This window comes from Hymenobacter crusticola (assembly GCF_002154225.1).
Taxonomy (GTDB): Bacteria; Bacteroidota; Bacteroidia; order Cytophagales; family Hymenobacteraceae; genus Hymenobacter; species Hymenobacter crusticola.
In genome coordinates, this window is the sequence record NZ_MTSE01000004.1 from 238,859 (window position 1) to 253,028 (window position 14,170).

Annotated in this window: 10 protein-coding genes; 2 read left to right on the forward strand and 8 right to left on the reverse strand. The window is 54.5% G+C overall.

All coding sequences use genetic code 11. The features are described 5' to 3' along the window. Positions 1 to 193 precede the first annotated feature (193 nt). Positions 194 to 3,382 carry a GH92 family glycosyl hydrolase gene (locus BXP70_RS10200; protein WP_086593964.1) on the forward strand — a complete coding sequence of 1,063 codons (3,189 nt, stop codon included), beginning with the start codon at positions 194 to 196 and terminating at the stop codon, positions 3,380 to 3,382. A gap of 200 nt (positions 3,383 to 3,582) precedes the next feature. Here the strand turns inward: BXP70_RS10200 and BXP70_RS10205 are convergent, their stop codons facing one another. The 7 genes from BXP70_RS10205 to BXP70_RS10230 all read right to left on the reverse strand — a co-directional run bounded on the left by BXP70_RS10205 (position 3,583) and on the right by BXP70_RS10230 (position 11,156). Further along, complete coding sequence (locus tag BXP70_RS10205) at positions 3,583 to 4,170, reverse strand: HPP family protein (RefSeq protein WP_086593965.1); 588 nt, start codon at positions 4,168 to 4,170, stop codon at positions 3,583 to 3,585. 156 nt (positions 4,171 to 4,326) lie between these two features. Beyond that, positions 4,327 to 4,563 carry a hypothetical protein gene (locus tag BXP70_RS29455; RefSeq protein WP_143436446.1) on the reverse strand — a complete coding sequence of 79 codons (237 nt, stop codon included), beginning with the start codon at positions 4,561 to 4,563 and terminating at the stop codon, positions 4,327 to 4,329. 121 nt (positions 4,564 to 4,684) lie between these two features. After that, the gene (locus BXP70_RS10210) at positions 4,685 to 6,232 is read right to left on the reverse strand and encodes a TolC family protein (RefSeq protein WP_245849593.1); all 1,548 of its coding nucleotides are present in this window, start codon (positions 6,230 to 6,232) and stop codon (positions 4,685 to 4,687) included. Further along, a complete protein-coding gene (locus BXP70_RS10215; protein ID WP_086593967.1) occupies positions 6,229 to 7,611 on the reverse strand; it encodes an HlyD family secretion protein in 1,383 nt (460 codons plus the stop codon). Before BXP70_RS10215 ends, BXP70_RS10210 begins: the two co-directional genes overlap by 4 nt. Continuing rightward, positions 7,604 to 8,617 (reverse strand): ABC transporter transmembrane domain-containing protein, encoded by a 1,014-nt coding sequence (locus tag BXP70_RS10220; protein ID WP_086593968.1) that lies wholly within the window; start codon positions 8,615 to 8,617, stop codon positions 7,604 to 7,606. Before BXP70_RS10220 ends, BXP70_RS10215 begins: the two co-directional genes overlap by 8 nt. Before the next feature lie 449 nt (positions 8,618 to 9,066). Further along, the gene (locus BXP70_RS10225; protein WP_086593969.1) at positions 9,067 to 9,741 is read right to left on the reverse strand and encodes a hypothetical protein; all 675 of its coding nucleotides are present in this window, start codon (positions 9,739 to 9,741) and stop codon (positions 9,067 to 9,069) included. A gap of 128 nt (positions 9,742 to 9,869) precedes the next feature. Beyond that, on the reverse strand, positions 9,870 to 11,156 hold the full coding sequence (locus BXP70_RS10230; protein ID WP_086593970.1) for a M48 family metallopeptidase: 1,287 nt from the start codon (positions 11,154 to 11,156) through the stop codon (positions 9,870 to 9,872). Positions 11,157 to 11,516: 360 nt separating this feature from the next. On the opposite strand from BXP70_RS10230, the gene BXP70_RS10235 reads away from it, so the two are divergent. Next, complete coding sequence (locus tag BXP70_RS10235; protein ID WP_086593971.1) at positions 11,517 to 13,406, forward strand: ABC-F family ATP-binding cassette domain-containing protein; 1,890 nt, start codon at positions 11,517 to 11,519, stop codon at positions 13,404 to 13,406. A 128-nt stretch (positions 13,407 to 13,534) separates the two neighbouring features. Here BXP70_RS10235 and BXP70_RS10240 read toward each other — a convergent pair whose 3' ends face one another. Further along, the gene (locus tag BXP70_RS10240) at positions 13,535 to 14,167 is read right to left on the reverse strand and encodes a hypothetical protein (RefSeq protein ID WP_086593972.1); all 633 of its coding nucleotides are present in this window, start codon (positions 14,165 to 14,167) and stop codon (positions 13,535 to 13,537) included. Positions 14,168 to 14,170 lie beyond the last annotated feature (3 nt).

Consider the following 14,170-nt stretch of genomic DNA (forward strand, 5'->3'; position numbering starts at 1 on the left):
GTTGTCTGTATTGTATAGATTAGCTGCTACGCTCAATAACATACAGTAGGAGAGAGGATAAGACTAAAGCAATTCAAAACAGCTGCCCATTATTTTGAAGATAATTCCTGTGTAAAAAGAACAAGTACCTAGCCTAGCACCTCTTGGCTCTTTGCTTACCACTATTTCTGCCCGGCTCTTGGATACGATACGCATGACAAAGATTCTTTTCTGGCTGGTGTTGCTTCTTGGCGGAGTAGGCGCTGCCCGCGCCCAAGCAACTCAAAACGTTATCTGGCAAGTAGGCAGGGCGGATCAGTCTGGGGCGGAGTTTGCCCTAGCTCCAAATGGCTTTCGAAAGTTTGTGGGCCAAGACTTTGGCTATGAAGACAAATGCTTCTTCATTGGCACTTCAAAAGAGCAGCGGGATTTCCCGTATGTGCTGCCTGGCCCGGTAGACACCTGGGGCGGGACCTGGAGTACGGCAGGATGGCGAACAAATCAAGTAAACCTGCTTTTTGCTCTCCCAAAACTACCTGCCGCCGGTACGTACAAGCTTGTCATTCGCTTAGCAGACTACGCCAAAACGTTTCTGCCGCTTCTCAGCGTGAGCATCAACGACCAAAATACCAAGGTGCAGTTGAGCGCGGCCGGGCACGATATCCGCCAGCAGCGCCGCCCCACGATGACCGAGAGCCCCGTTGATACAGCTGCTATCAGCGGCAACCTAGCTGCGGCCACTCCCCAAGTCATCGAAATTCCGCTTGATAACGGGGTGCTCAAGCAAGGTGGCAACAGCGTTGTCATCACCGTAACGGAGGGCTCTTGGATCCTGTTTGACCAAGTGAGCTTAGTTGGTCCGGCGGGCGTAGCTGTCCAAGCGCCCCAGCAGTTGTTTGTGCGCAACGCAGCCCCCGCCCCGTATGAACTTACGGCCCAGGGGCAGCGCCAGCAACCGTTGCTGGTTGCCGTGCAGCACGTAGCGGGCACACCTACCCTAAGTGTGCAGCTGGACCATAAAACCGTTTTCAGCGAAAAGGTAGAAACAGGAGCGTACGAGTTTGAAGCGCCAATGTCGGCCGTGACGACGCCTAAGCAAAGCCACTATGCCATCCTGGAAAACGGGAAAATTATTCAGGAGGGCGTCGTGAACCGGGCCCGGCAGAGAGTACAAACCCTTGCAGACTACGTGGATACCCGCATGGGAACGGCGCACTCTCGGTGGATGATTGCGCCGGGACCGTGGATGCCCTTTAGCATGGTGAAGATGAGCCCCGACAATCAAAACGGGGGCTGGCAAGCGGGGTACCAGCCCACTTATGAGAGCGTGGGCACCTTCAGCCACATCCACGAATGGACCATGGCTGGCCTCGGTGTGTTCGCTACGAACGGCAAGCTGCAAACCACCATGGGCGATGAGCTGCGGCCGGAATCGGGCTACCGCTCGCGCATTGATAAGAAAACCGAGGAGGCTCCTATTGGCTACTATAAGGTACAGCTAGCCGACTACGGAATTAAAGCGGAAGTCACGGCAACCACCCGGTGCGGATTTGAGCGGTTTACCTTCCCCCGCGACCGGGACAGTGCCCGCGTGCTGCTCGATTTCCACATCCCATCCGAGTACGACTACCAACTCAAAGAAGTGAAAGTCACTCAGGTAAATGCGTATCGCTTGGAAGGCGCCATTCACCAGTTTTCGCCCGGTGTGTGGAGCAACGACGCCTCGCAAGATTATACCCTGCACTTCGTCGTGGAGTTCGACCAACCCATCAAGCGCCTTGGCGGCTGGTTAAACAACCAAATTCAGTACGGCACCACCTTCGCCGCGAAAGACTTGAAAGAAGCGGGCTTGTTTGCTGAGTTTGACGCCGCACAACACCCAGTAGTACAGGTGCGGTCGGGCCTTTCGCTGGTCAGCATTGCCAACGCCAAGCAAAACCTGCAAACCGAAGTAACCGGACCGTTTGGCTGGCGCTTTGAGGCTGTCCGCCAACACCAGCTCACTACTTGGAACGAACTATTCAATCGGGTGCGCATTAGTACCACCAACCGGCTGGAAAAGACGCGTTTTTACAATGCCCTATACCGGTCCATTTGCAGCCGCAACACCTGGAGCGATACCAACGGAGAATGGCGCGGCACCGATGGCCAAGTACACCGCCTGCCGCAGCCCGACGACGTAGCGCTGGGATGTGATGCCTTTTGGAACACCTTCTGGAACCTAAATCAAGTGTGGAACCTCGTTACGCCGGAGTGGAGCAGCCGGTGGGTCCGGTCGCAGCTGGCGCTTTACGACGCGTACGGCTGGTTGGCCAAGGGGCCGGCCGGCATGAATTACATTCCGGTGATGGTAGCCGAGCACGAAATCCCACAGATGGTGGCCGCCTACCAAATGGGCATCCGAGATTTCGACGCGAACAAGGTGCTAGCTGCCGCCGTCAAGATGCAGACAACTCCGGCGCAGAAAGTATTTACGGGCTTTGCCGGCAACCGGGACCTAGTAGCCTACGAGCGTTACCACTACGTGCCTTCGGACCTAGGCCGGTTTTCTAACTCCCTGGAATATTCGTTTGATGACTGGACGGTGGGGCAGCTGGCCAAAGCGCTTCGTAAGCCTGCCATATACCAGCAATTTAACGCGCGCGGGTACTGGTGGCAGAACACCCTAGATAGTGCGGGCTATAGCCACACCCGCCTACGCACCGGGAAGTGGACCAAAAACTTTGATCCTTTTCGCAGTGGGGCCAACGAAGAGTACGTGGAGGGCAACGCCTGGCAGCTCACGTTTTTTGTGCCGCAAGACGTGCCCGCGTTGATCAACCGAGTCGGTAGGCAGGCCTTTCTTGACCGGTTAGAATGGGGCTTCCGGGAAAGTGAGCCGTGGCGCTACAACGGCCTGAACGACCAGTATTGGAACTATCCCGTGGTGCAGGGCAACCAGCAATCGATGCACTTTGCCTTCTTATTTAACTGGGCCGGCAAGCCCTGGTCTACCCAAAAATGGAGTCGCTCGATTCTGCAACGCTACTACGGTTATGGTGTGGGCAACGCCTACCTAGGTGATGAAGACCAAGGGCAGATGAGCGCGTGGCTGGTGATGGCAGCTCTCGGCTTGTTTCAAACCGACGGGGGCAGCAGTGCTACGCCAGTATATGAGATTGGCAGTCCGCTGTATCCCAAAGTGGAAATTGACCTAGGTCAGCGGTTCGGGCGGGGCAGGAAGTTTACGATTGAGGCGAAAGGAGCCTCCCGCCATAATCTGTACGTGCAGGCTGCCACACTCAATGGCAAGCCGCTGCGCTCCTTCCATTTCCCGGCGGTTGAGTTACTACAAGGCGGCTCACTTGTGCTTACCATGGGCCCCCAACCGAATGAGCAGTGGGGTGTAACACCCGGCAAGTAGGGGAAGCGTCAACATGCCTTTCGTAGTAAAGGCAAATTCAAGACGAAAGACGAGGAAGACCGCACGATGAACGCCAGCGATGTCGCAACAGGAACCCGCTGGCCTAGCTTGTGCTGAAGCTCAGCCACAGAGCCCCACCTAGGTCACTAGGTGGGGCTCTGTGGCTGGGCGCAGTGTTAATGAAATCGTTTGGCGGTGGCTCAATGGCTCCCGTATGTGCGCTGCCAGAAACGATACCAATTCTTGTTGGCCGGGTACTGGCGGGTGGGCGTTAGGTTATTGATAACCACGGCGACTAGTAGCAGCAAGAGTACTCCCGTCAGCACGGGCATCAATACGTACCAGTAGCCCAGGGCCTTTAGTTGAGGCGAACCAATGATGGCAATCAGCGCGGTGGCCCCGCCGGGTGGGTGCAGCGTTTTGGTGATTTGCATGCCCACAATAGCGAGCGACACAGCCAGTGCTGCTGCCAGCCACAGTTCTTGCGGAATGAGGTGGTGTATCGTCACGCCGATAAAGGCACTAAGTACGTGTCCGCCCACTAAGTTGCGAGGCTGCGCCAGCGGGCTGTTGATGACGCCATAAATCAGGACTGAAGAGGCCCCAAACGAACCGATGAGTAAGGGCGCATCCGCCGGGGCAAGCTGGTATTGACTAAGCAAGCCCACCAGCCCAATGCCAACGAAGGCACCAAGAAAGGTCCAGAGATGCTCTTTATAGTCAAATAAAGTTTCCTGGTAAACAACCACCTTAATTCGGCGTGCGTGGCGCCGCAGTCGGGTTCGCATAGGGTAAAAGGTAAAATGATTCTTCCCTCATTTGGTAAGTGAGTGCGGGCCGATGAGCACGGGGGAACATGCGCATCGGCTCGGAAAATTCCTGTAGGGTGCTGGCGGGAAAAGTTCATCGGCCAATACCCAGCAAGTGATTTCGCTACGGGACGGCTAAAATAGTGGGTTGTCTTTTTCTTTTGCCCAAGGGAGAAGACAGGAGGCGCACACCTCGAAGCGGTTGAAAAAGCGCCTCGCATCGACTGGAAACAGCGGCAGGTAGTCGCATATGGCTCTGCTATTTGTCTTGATTTCCCCTGCTGCGTGTGCGCCATCCGTCGTAACCTTGTGCACACCGTAATCGACGAGCACACAAGATGAGAAAACTAGAGGTTGTTGAGGCTTGCTCATGCGCAATGAAACCTAGGTATAGAAGTGGCTCGGCAGACTACTTCCTGAATAACCTCCTGCAAAGAAAAGAGCTACCACAAGTGCTTGTAGTAGCTCCCAAAACCTGGCGTGCTATGCGGACTTATTCAGCGTTCGGCTCGGCACCTAGGGTGCGAGTGCCGGCGTAGTAATACAGTTCGGCCAGCGTCTTTTCGTAGCTAGCGCGCATGCTTTCCTGTTTAAGCCGCAAGTCGATCAGTTTGGTTTCCCGACTGTTAACCAGGAAGATAGTGCTTTCACCTAGCTCAAACTTCTGTAGCTCGGCTTGCAGCAGCGTGCGTTGGCTGGCAATCGTTTGGGCCTGTAGCGTAAGCTGACGCTCGTATGCTTTAAGCGTGTTATACACCGCGTTGACTTGGTTCAGAATTGTGCGGCGGCTTTGCTGCTGTTCCAGGGTAGCGTCCTGGACCTTGAGGCGCGTTTGCTGGAGCTTGCCACGCTCTTTGCGTAGAAACAGCGGAAACGCAAAATCGACCCCTAGCTTGTAGTTGTTCCAGCCGATGTCGTAGTAAGCGGGCATCTCGGGACGGTAGAAGTCGCCGCGGCTGAGCAGGCTGCCGCTCACGTTGATGACCGGCTTGAGCATTTCCCGCTGGTAACGCTCCTCAATGCCGAGCTGCCGAATCTTGGCGTCGAGCTTAATGAGGGTCGGGTGGCGGTTGGCAGCTAGGTCGCGCAGCTGCGCAAACTGTGTGGTATCCACCGCGTTCAGGCGCGGTACCTGGGGCACGGCGTAGGTGGGTAACTCCGCGGGCTGGGCCTCTTTGTTCCATAAGTGGTTCGACAGCACGAGGCGGGCGTTTTGCAGCTCTACCTGTAGCTGTTCCGACTGCACTTGGCGGTCTTGCACCGTGATGCGCGCTTCTACCGAATCGATGGGGGCCTGGTCGCCGAGGATGGCACGCCGGCTAGTGGCCTGAAAGCGCGTGTCGGCTAGCTCCACACCTTCCTGAATGAGCACCGCCTGTTGGTAGGCGTAGTACCAATTCCAGTAGTCTTTCACGGCTTGCAGCCACACCTCGTTGATCTGTTTCACCTTATCGGCCTCGGCCGCCGTCACCAGGATGCGGGCCTGGCGCAAGGTGCTGCGGCGCGCATCAATCAGCAAGCCTTGGCCGAGCGGCACCGATATGCCCACCGCGGCTAAGCCGTTGAGTGGCGTGCGGTGCTCGGGGTTGACGTAGGTGCCCACCATGCGGTCGTAGCCGGCCTTCAGGTCGATGCCGCCGGGCAACAGTGGTACTTTCAATTCATTGGCCCACAGGTTATAGTAATCGGTACCGCCAAATAGCTTCCGGTCGAAGCCAGAAGCTAGCTTGGGGTCGAAGCCGCCGCGGGCCTGCTGCACTTGCGCTTGGGCGTCGGCGCTGAGCAGGGCAGCTTGCTTCACCACGGGGTGGTTGGCGAAGACCAAATCTGCGAGATCTTGCAGCGAAAATACCCGCGCGGTGTCGGTGGGCAACCGGTCGGCGGCGAGCTGGTGCGATTCCAGCGGCGCCGGCGCACCCGTGCCGGGCGGACTCACCGGCAGGGCCTTTTGCTGGGAGTGGGCGCTAAAAACCAGGGCGATGGGACTGAGTAAAAGCAACCACCGTCGAAAGAAGCCCCTAACTAGAAAGCGCTTCATCATGCCTGTTTTTTATCAGCTTTGTCTTTAACGGGAGCATCATCGGGGGCCGCTTGCAGGCTAGGAGGGAAGCCGTTGAGCTGACGCCAGATTTCGTACCATACCGGCACGGAGTCTAGAATCACCCAGCCGTACACGCCCGAGCCTAGGCGCAGCTGCGCTGGCCAAGCGCCGTCTTTATTTTTGCTATCGAGCTTGGGGCGCACCAGCAGGCGGTATTTGCCACTGGTGGTGCTCACCACATCAATCACCGTGACGGTGCCGCCGAATGTGCCCACGGCGACCGAAGGCCACCCCGAAAACTGCACTGCCGGCCAGCCGTCGAACTGCAAGCGCACCGTGCGCCCGCGCTGGATAAGCGGCACATCCATGGCGCGCACGTATAACTCGGCCGCCAACACGGGCGCATCGGGTTGCAGCGTAGCAATGGACTCACCTTCTTTAATTGTTTCGCCAATACCGGCTTTGAGCGTCCGGACTACAAAGCCCGCCTGCGGTGCCCGCACTACATACAGGCCTCGGCGCACATCTACGTTGCTGATCTTATTGCGCAACGACGCTACTTCTCCCTCCGAACCCGCTAGGCTCGATACGGCCGAACTGCGGTCGGATAGGGTTTTGGCGATGTCCTGCTCGTACTTGGCGCGTAGGTTGGCTAGCTCAATGGTGGCGTTGGCAAGCGACTGCCGCGAGTTCAGTAGCTTGTTGCGTTGGGCCGTCACCTTCGCTAGGTCTTCCTGCAACTTCAGGCGCCGCGTTTCGATGTCCGTTAGCGAGAACAAGCCGTTCTTGTAGCCGGCTTCGTAGCGGGCCAGTCGCGCCTGCGCAATCTGAAAGGAGTTGTTTACCGCTACCAAGTCGGCACTGTCGATCGAGACGGTGTTGCGAGCTTGGGTCACGCGGTTGCGCGCCGCCGATAGTTGCACATTCAGGGTAGTGCGCAAAGCCGTGAGCTGCTGATCTGTCGCCCTGATTTTGGCGGCGTATGCGGAGGTCGCACCGCGCTTTGCGGTTAGCTGCTCGCGCAGGCGCAGCGGCAAGTTGGGGTCGAAGTATTCATCCTTGATTTCGGAGATAATCAGTAGCGTATCCCCTTTCTGTACCAGCTGCCCTTCGCGCACATTCCATTGTTCGATACGACCCGCAATGGCGTTTTGTACGGTTTGGGGGCGGTCTTGGGGGCTAAGGGTGGTTAGGCTGCCAGTGCCTTCAATGGTTTGGCGCCAGGGCAAAAACAAAATGATGAGAAACACGATACCTACCACCGTCATTACGCGGCCAATGCGGCGGCCGCCCTTCGGGTCGAGGAGTTCTTTCTGGGAACGACCAAGCTCCTTGTCCCAGATAGCGTCGTCTACGTTCTGGTTCGATAAGTTAAGCATGCGCTTCCGTTGTCTTTTTTTCGTCGAGGGGTAAATCCGTTACCACGGCTAGCTTTTCTACGCCGGTCAGGATATCAAATACAGTACTAACGCCCGTAACCAGCTTCTCGATGGAGTTGCTAATCTGCACGATAAGTACCTCAGCGGCTACAAACTGACCTAGGGTCATTTGGCGCGACACCACGAACAAGGTACCCGCAATCAGTAGTCCACCCGTGAGCACGGTGCGCAGCGCCACCGACCAGCCGAAGTATTGCTTCAGCACCCGGAAGTGGTCGTTGCGCGCGTGCAAGTAATCGGCGGTCAGCTCGTCGGTGCGCTGCATGGCACGGTGTTGCTGTTCAGCACTGTTGCGGTACTCGGGCAACGCGTTGGCCACCTGTTCCAGCCAATCCACAGTTTTGTACTTGTACGACGATTCTTCCAAACTCGTGCGGAGCGCCCGGCGATAATTCAGCAGGTAGATCAGCATGATCATCGTTAGGGTGAACAAGCCAAAACCAATGAAAACAGGATGATAGAACGAGAGAACGATGACGCCAAAGAGAATCTGAATGGCCGCGAACATCAAGTCAATCAGGATCTTCGTTAGGCTTTTCTGCACCGTCAGGATGTCGAAGAAGCGGTTGACCAGTTCTGGTGGGTTCTCTCCGTCCAGTGCGGCGGGCTGAATGCGTGGAAAGCGGTAGGCAAACTCAACTGCTGCTTTGGCAAATAGCCGCTGCTCAATGGCTTCCACCAAAGTCATCTGCCCAATAAGCAAGAAGCCTCCTAGCAGCACACCGAGCACCACTACCCCAATTAGAATGTAGGTGGAGGCAAACACAGCACCCGTCGACACTAGGTTGAACACCGCCTGCGTGCCCAGGGGCAGCGTCAGGCTGATTAGGCCCATCAGGATGGCGTAGAAGATGATGTAACGAATGGAGCGACGTTCGGTATCGAGCATGCGCGTGAGGCGCTGCCAGGGAGAAGGCGGTGGTAAATGTAAGTTCTTAGAAGCCATGTAATTCGGGTAATAAAATACGCGTAGCGTGCGGCCTGCGCCACGCCCTATACGCTAAGAAAGCTGCCGGGATAAGCTGCTCCGTAGGAAAAAACGGGAGCAGTGAGAAAAAAGAAATCGAACAGCATTTCTGGCTGTAAACCCTTAGGGCCTGACGCTAGCTTTTTCGAACGCAAAGGTAATGCCGAAGGAGAATAATAGGATTAAAACTAAATTAATTGTAATTAATAAAACTTTTTGCCTATAAAATTGTATTGTCACGTTCAATTATAACAATGCTAATACGTGAGCAAAACCAGCAAGAGCTTACGACAAGTTGAGGCATACCTAGCCTAAGGCGCACGAGGCAACCTCATCTGCCTCGTGGAGCACCTTTGCAATACTACACGCCTATTGGTACTGGCCGGTGAGTGCTGGTAAGAGGCTAGGTTTTGCGGGCGGTGTGCTAGCTACGGACGACGGTTAAGCGAGTCGCGGCGACCTACGGCGTCAAGGACTTGGGTAGTCGTGAAGTCTTTATTTACGTTGATGTAGCCAACGGGTGCAATATGGCGCCCACCGGCCGTGACAAAGGTAGGCCGCAGGCGTAGCGTCAAGCGCATGGCTTGCTGGTCGCGGTCAGCTAAGCCCAGCACAAAGTTGGTTAGGCTCTCGCCCGATTGCTTCCCTAACGTTTCGCGCAGGTTGCTTTCCAGCGTGACGGGCACTGTAGCGAGGCCACCATTCGGCGCGACTTCGATGCGCTCGGTGGTGTGCCCCGTAGCTACCTGCTTGCCATCAATAAGGGCAATATAATCTAGCTCGTTGAGTGCAGCGGTTTCGGTATTTGGGTTTCGCACTTCCAGGTTCACGCGCATGCGCAGAGGCAGGTTGCCGGAGGCATACGAAGTGGCAAGGCGCGCTTGGTCGAGGATACTTAGGTCGCTCGGCTTACGGATGTGCAATACATCGACGCCCGAAACGGTGGCTTGCTCAATAGAGGCGAGGCGAAAGTCCGCATCTTTGAAGGCCTTCGCCTGTTGTACCTGTTCTCCTATGCCGCAGCAACTCAAGCCTAGCATTAGAAATAAACTGGCAGTAGCTAGCGCAAGGCGGTGCTGCTCGCGGTAAAAGGATCGGAGCATAAGGTGGTGGGTTAGGGGGAGAGGAGGCAGAGATTATCCTCCTACTCGCTTACCCAAAAATAGTTGTGTAGCCGTGCCACATGGTTCCGCCAGTTGCTAGCTATACTTATGTAGTTCGGTGAAAAATGTCATTGCTTGTTCCCTAGGTGCTCGGCTTTCCACTGCATGGCAGTGCGCACGCGGGTATGGCCACTAGGATGGTCGAAAAAAATGATTTCCTCCCAGGGCCCCGGCGAAATCTTGCGGTACTCGGAGAGTTTCATAGCCACAGAGGCGAAACCATCGGGTTGCCGGGCTGCATTCAGACCAAATTGATCGGCCTCTATCTCACTCACCCGAACGATGGTGTTCGTGGCCGGCGTAATCAGGAAGCTATACACCGAAAACAATACCAGCAGCAACGGCAACCCGCCAATGTCGGCTAGCCCAGCAATGCCCCAGCGCGCACCATAACGAGCGACTAACCGCTGAAAAGCCCAGTTGACTAGTACAAAACCGAGCAGCACCAGTAGACTGAAGAAGATCAAGCCTTTCACAATATGATTCAGCACATAATGACCTAGCTCGTGCCCCATCACGCCCTGGATTTCGGCGGGGGTACTGCGTTTCAGGAGGTTGTCGTTCAAAGAAATTCGAATGGTGCTGCCAAGGCCACTCACGTTGGCACTGATGCGCTTGCTTTGCCGCGAGGCATCTACCAGGTACACGTTGGTGGCCGGCACTAAGTTGGCCCGCGCCATCGACAGGATACTCTCTTGAATGGGGCTAGGTGGTAGGGGGGTGTACTTGTTGAATAGAGGACTAATAAAGATTGGGGCGAGAAATACACCGATAATTAAAAAGATAACCGTTAGGCCCGTACCCCATAGCCACCAATTCTTTCCCACTCTCCGGATGGCTAGGTAGAGCAACATAATAAGCAGGCTGCCAATGACTACTGATAAAGCTAGCCCAATAAGCGCCTCAGAAAACCAGGCACCGAAGGTCTGGTTTGACAAACCGTATTGGTGCTCCCGAAAGAAGCCCGTATACACCGTCCACGGAAAGCTCAGCACCGCGGCCAATAGCAAGTACACGGCCGCGTAGAGCAAATTGCGTAGGTTTTCGCTTCGGATTCCTCGCAGCCACCCGCGAATCCGCGCCGAGAGTCCTAGGCCTAGAAACACGCCAGCTACTGCTATATCGTAGAGCACGCCCCAGAGCAGCAGCCAGTAGCCCCCTTCAAAGTAAGCATCTGATTTTGCTTTCTGCGCCGGCGATAAGGTATCGAGGTAGCGCTGGGTGGCCGCCTCGACGTCGAAAGCGGGGGGCGCAGCTAGAACAGCCGCGGGCGCTGCCAGAGCGGGCGACGCCAAAGCCGTTGTGCCCCATAGGCCTAGCAAGAAGAAGAGGAGCAGGCGAAATGACAGAGCCATAAGTCAGCAGAGGGGAAAAGCGAGAAGATGGGTTTGGAGCTGGTGGTAAGCTACTAGTTTTCAGCCTAATATTAAGTAGCTAGTGCGCCTACCGCTACCCGCGATACAAGAAATGAAAAATGGTAGGAACGTTGCTTGTTGTGTAGCTAGGTCTTGTTCCTAGCGGGGTGGCACTTAGGCAGTAGTGCTTTTGTTATACCTAAGCTTGCACTAGCTAGGTAAGCGCTTAAGAAAGAAGATACCTAGCGCAACTGCTTGAGCCCAACAACAATTTGCTGGCGCCCTGCCTCATTGGAACTCGTAGTTCTTACCCTAGCACAACTGATAGATAGTATCTTTGTATCCTCATAGCAAAGCAGGATGATTTCTATTACCGATCTAGACTTCCATTTTGGCTCGCGTACGCTCTACGACAAAGCCAACCTTCACATAAAGCCCAAAGACAAAATTGGCCTGATTGGCCTGAATGGCCGGGGCAAATCAACGCTGCTGCGCATCTTGGTGGGCGAGTACAAGCCCGACGGGGGCAGCATCAGCATGGGTAAAGAGGTGTCCCTCGGCTTCCTGAACCAGGACTTGCTCAGCTACGACTCGCATGAGTCGATCTTGGTTGTGGCTATGCAGGCGTTTGAGGAAGCTTTGCGCCTGCAAAAGCAGATTGATGAGATCCTGCTGAAGTTTGAAACCGACTACACCGACGACCTCGTCGATAAGCTCGCCGACTTACAGGAACGCTTCGAGGCACTGGGCGGCTACACCATGCAGGCCCGCGCCGAAGAAATTCTGGAAGGCCTAGGTTTCACGACCGAGGAGCTACAGAAGCCGCTGAAGCAGTTTTCGGGTGGGTGGCGCATGCGCGTGATGCTGGCCAAAATCCTGTTGCAGCAACCCTCACTGCTGCTGCTCGACGAACCAACCAACCACTTGGACTTGCCCAGTATCAAGTGGATTGAGAACTACCTAGCTGGTTACGAAGGCGCCGTTATTATCGTGAGCCACGACCGGGAATTCCTGGACCGCACCACTAACACGACGGTGGAGGTGACGGGCGGCAAGCTGGTGCCCTATGCTGGTAACTACAGCTTTTATCTGGAAGAGAAAGAGGAGCGTAACCTGATTCAGAAAGGCGCTTTCGAAAACCAGCAGGCGCAGATCAAGCAGGCGGAGCGTTTTATTGAGCGCTTCAAAGCTAAAGCTAGCAAAGCCAAGCAGGCCCAGAGTCGCATGAAAATGCTGGACAAGCTGGAGCGCATCGACGACGTCGCCGGCGACGATGCTCGCGTGAATATCAAGTTCAACTTCACGGTGCAGCCGGGGCGCCACATCTTGCGCATGGAGCACGTGGGCAAGAAATACGGCGAAAAAATCATCTTCCGTGACACGCACGTGCACATTGAGCGCGGCGACAAAATCGCGCTGATCGGAGCCAACGGCAAAGGCAAATCGACGCTCATGCGCTTAGTAGCTGGGCAAGAATCGCCTTCCAACGGCAACCACCAGCTTGGCCACAACGTGATTATGGCCTTCTACGCCCAGCACCAGCTCGAGTCGCTGAACGTAGACAACGAGATTATTCAGGAGATGAACGAGGCTGGCTCGCGCCGTAACGAGATGGAACTGCGCTCAGTGCTAGGTTCCTTCCTGTTCACCGGCGAAGAGGTTTATAAGAAAATCAAGGTGCTATCGGGGGGCGAGAAAAGCCGCGTAGCGCTGGCAAAGACCCTGATTTCAGAAGCCAACTTCCTGCTGCTCGACGAACCGACCAACCACTTGGATATGCAGTCGGTGAACATCCTGATCCAGGCCCTAGAGCAGTACGAAGGCACGTACATCGTGATTAGTCACGACCGGTTCTTTGTGGAAAACGTGGCCAACAAGATCTGGTTTATCGAAGATTATCAGCTCAAGGAGTATCCCGGCACCTACGAGGAATATGAGCTGTGGCAGGAAGACCGGGAGAAGGCAGCCAAAAAAGCTGCTCTAACCGTGCCTGCCCCAGCCAAAGCCGCGCCGAAACCCGAGCCGGCCAAATCAGCTAGCACGAACAGCAGCTCCAAAAATAACCGGGAACTGGCGGAGGTAGAAGCTCGCATTACCAAGCTGGAAAAAGAACTGGCCCAGTACGAAGCCCAACTGGCCGACCCTAGCACCTATAACAACGCTGCGCAGCTCAAAGACGCGACGTTGAAGTTTGAGCAAGTTAAAAAAGAGCTAGCCGCGCAGACAAAGCGTTGGGAAGAGTTGGTGTAAAAGCTAGCTTGATTTAGTTAAAAACCCCTCGTCAGACGAAAGCGTTGCTGCTTTTGTTCGGTGAGGGGCTTTCTATGTTAATCCGGAGTTGATGAAGACATGTCATCATCTGCTCTTTGCTGTTGTAATTAAGTATTTTGTATGAAATAGCAGGCAACTTTTGAAGTTGGTTCAAAAAATACTTTTAAATCTCCGTCGCACCAGAAATTTAGATTTGTAAAAAGCTCTTCATAATAATCGTTGTGCCCTGTAACGTTTTTCTCTTTTGCTTTTAGAGGCCCATTACTCATTAGCTGGCAAACAAATTTCATTTTTTTTTGCGACTTTGGGCAAGTAGGGGCTTTGGAGGATTGCGTCCAAGAAGGTTTGCCCGCAATAGCTACGACCTCAAACTCATTATCACCGTTTATTCCTTTAAATGATTTTAGTGAGAAGTTTTTCTCATTATAAATGATATAGGAGTCTTTCGTTAGCTCATTATAAGCAGTACTGATTTCAGCGGTATTTAGTGGATGAATTAACCTAGGTGCCATTGGATTTTCATAATCTAGAAACAAATATTCGAAGTCTGTGAAAATAGGGCATATTAGGTGAAGAGGAAACAGTAGCCAATTGAAAGCGATATCCATATTATTAATAAACCCTAGGTATTGGAATCCGCCTAAAAACTCATTTTCTGGTATTTTGAAGTTGAATGGAATGTCACCACCGAGTTGGTGTAAACCTTGGTTATCCTGTACGAATTCAAACTGGTGTTTCATTTT

Bases quoted from the DNA above. Each gene is read 5' to 3' on its own strand.
- BXP70_RS10200 (WP_086593964.1), top strand. From the start codon at position 194: ATGACAAAGATTCTTTTCTGGCTGGTGTTGCTTCTTGGCGGAGTAGGC.
- BXP70_RS10205 (WP_086593965.1), bottom strand. From the start codon at position 4,170: ATGCGAACCCGACTGCGGCGCCACGCACGCCGAATTAAGGTGGTTGTT.
- BXP70_RS29455 (WP_143436446.1), bottom strand. From the start codon at position 4,563: ATGAGCAAGCCTCAACAACCTCTAGTTTTCTCATCTTGTGTGCTCGTC.
- BXP70_RS10215 (WP_086593967.1), bottom strand. From the start codon at position 7,611: ATGCTTAACTTATCGAACCAGAACGTAGACGACGCTATCTGGGACAAG.
- BXP70_RS10225 (WP_086593969.1), bottom strand. From the start codon at position 9,741: ATGCTCCGATCCTTTTACCGCGAGCAGCACCGCCTTGCGCTAGCTACT.
- BXP70_RS10240 (WP_086593972.1), bottom strand. From the start codon at position 14,167: ATGAAACACCAGTTTGAATTCGTACAGGATAACCAAGGTTTACACCAA.
- BXP70_RS10235 (WP_086593971.1), top strand. From the start codon at position 11,517: ATGATTTCTATTACCGATCTAGACTTCCATTTTGGCTCGCGTACGCTC.
- BXP70_RS10230 (WP_086593970.1), bottom strand. From the start codon at position 11,156: ATGGCTCTGTCATTTCGCCTGCTCCTCTTCTTCTTGCTAGGCCTATGG.
- BXP70_RS10210 (WP_245849593.1), bottom strand. From the start codon at position 6,232: ATGATGAAGCGCTTTCTAGTTAGGGGCTTCTTTCGACGGTGGTTGCTT.
- BXP70_RS10220 (WP_086593968.1), bottom strand. From the start codon at position 8,617: ATGGCTTCTAAGAACTTACATTTACCACCGCCTTCTCCCTGGCAGCGC.